This window comes from SAR324 cluster bacterium, assembly GCA_029245725.1.
Lineage (GTDB): Bacteria > SAR324 > SAR324 > SAR324 > NAC60-12 > JCVI-SCAAA005.
This window is the reverse complement of record JAQWOT010000292.1, coordinates 1-2,283: the sequence shown is the minus strand read 5'-3', so window position 1 is coordinate 2,283 and position 2,283 is coordinate 1. Positions and strand designations below refer to the sequence as shown.

2 protein-coding genes are annotated in these 2,283 nt (G+C 32.0%); both read left to right on the top strand.

Features of this window, described 5'->3' with window-relative positions; translation table 11 throughout:
- The first annotated feature begins 785 nt into the window (after positions 1-785).
- The gene (locus P8O70_15715; GenBank protein ID MDG2198289.1) at positions 786-1,415 is read left to right on the top strand and encodes a flavodoxin domain-containing protein; all 630 of its coding nucleotides are present in this window, start codon (positions 786-788) and stop codon (positions 1,413-1,415) included.
- 131 nt (positions 1,416-1,546) lie between these two features.
- Positions 1,547-2,023: a bacterioferritin gene (gene bfr, locus P8O70_15710; protein MDG2198288.1), complete on the top strand. Its 477-nt coding sequence runs from the start codon at positions 1,547-1,549 to the stop codon at positions 2,021-2,023.
- Positions 2,024-2,283 lie beyond the last annotated feature (260 nt).

Below are 2,283 nucleotides of genomic sequence, written 5' to 3'. Positions count from 1 at the left end.
TTAGCTAATACTAAATAAAAAAATTAGTCAATAAAAATTTTCAAATTAAGCAATCAAATGTCAGGATCAAATTTATTCATAAAGGCAGATGAAATACCATTCTAAAAAATCAAGAAATATTATTATAATATAATAATAAATATAATATTTTCAATAATTTAAGCTTATAAAATGATAAATTTTTTTGATAAGTTGTTTGTAGCTATCTAGATTTAATTAGAAGGTGAATATTTTTGTAATTTTTCTGATGTGAGAACATAGTCATTATGCTGACTGCTTAAGAGGCCTACCAAGAGCACACACTCAACTTGGGAATGTAAACATGGTTTTTCAACACACCCATGTTGGTCCCAGAAAGTAATTATAATGTAGTTGAAGTCGTAATGAGTTCATTCGGAAAATCTAATTCAAAGATTTTTAAAATATTGAAATTAATGTATTTTCAAAGAAAAAAAATTACTGCGTTACTCATGGTGAGATTTTGCAATGATTTTATTATGATTCAAATTTGAACCAAATATCTTTTATACCGTTCAAATATCAAAATGTATTCTCAGCTGAACTGATACCAACATGTGTGAGGCTCAATTGATTTCTTAATGCAGATTGCAAAAAGATTTTAGACTTGAGAATCAGAAAATGGATTCTTTTCTGTCAAATAGGGTTTTGAAAAAGATGATATCTGAAAAAAATTACTATTGACTAATCAAAAAAAAAGGTAATAAAAAAAATAAAAGTTACTTAATAGAAATTTCTAGAGAATATTTTAGAAAAGAACCTCAAAAATGAAATCCCCAAAAATATGTATTTGCTATGGAACCAGTAATGGGTCCACGGCGAAAACAGCAAAATTAATTAAGGATGAATTTTGTCGTAGAATAACCAACGTAAATATTGATACGTTTGATCTTTATGAAAATGGAACTCCGAATTGGAAAAATTATGAATTCATAGTAATGGGATCACCAACTTACTATAATGGTCAATTACAAGATGATTGGTCTGAAATTGTCTCAACAACAACTCCCAGTGAACTCCAAAACAAGCCAGTAGCCCTTTTTGGTCTTGGGGATCAAGAAACCTTCTGTTGTACTTTTGTTGATGGTCTTGGTCACTTAGCAAATTGGTTACTTAAAGAATGTCATGCCAAATTAATTGGATACTGGCCGGTGCAAAATTTTCGAAAAGAGTTAAGTTTGATAAGTAAAAATTCATTTGATTCAAAATTTAAAACCCAAATATTTTTGACCAACTACTGCTTCGAGCAGTCAGCAGCGCTTACAACATACAATAATAATCAAGTATTTTATGGCCTTGCACTTGATCAATATTCTCAAAAGGAGCTAACGGCAGCAAGAATCTCATGTTGGTGTCAAGGGCTTATAAATGATTGGAAATTAAATAAATTTTGCTAGAAAAACATCGTTGTTGTCCTCTGTTTGCTATTTGAGTTTTGAGGTGATAATAAATATTAATCCATCATTGGACAAATAGCTGATAATATTTAATTTTAATAAAATTCTGATTTTTATATAGGAGGGATTACATGAGGGGTGATCAAAAAGTTATCGAACATTTGAATGTTGTTCTGACCAACGAGCTAACAGCAATCAATCAGTATTTTTTGCATTCGAGGATGCTGAAAGATTGGGGACTAAAGCGCCTGGCTGATTACGAGTACCATGAATCAATTGATGAAATGAACCATGCTGATTGGCTTACAGAACGAATTTTGTTCTTGGATGGCATACCGCAGATGCAACGCTTGAATCCACTTATAATTGGCAGAAACACCCTAGAAATTCTAGAGAATGATTTAAAGCTTGAACAGAAAGTCCATCCCGACTTGGTGTCAGCAGTTTCTTATTGCGAGCAAGTAAAAGATTATGTGTCTAAGGAGTTGTTTCTGAAAATTTTAAGCAGTGAGGAAGAGCATATTGACTGGCTTGAAACCCAATTGGGTTTGATTGAAAAGATCGGAATAACGAGTTACCAACAAGAAAATATGGTCGGAGGTTCGTAAATCCAACAACAAAAAATTTAAATAGTTGACGACTTTAGTCTCTCAATGATTGAAAAGAGAAAATTTCAAATGTGAAATGTATCTAAACTTTTCCAGTTTTGCGTTAGCGCCAAAGCATTGTTGAGTTTATCGATGAGTAACTTCAAAGAAATTTCTAACATCCTTTAAGATCTACTATAGCACAGTCTCCTACGGTGCAACCTGGCCAGGTTGCACCGTAGGAGACTATTGAGTGATTCGATCTAAGTCGTGAATGTCTT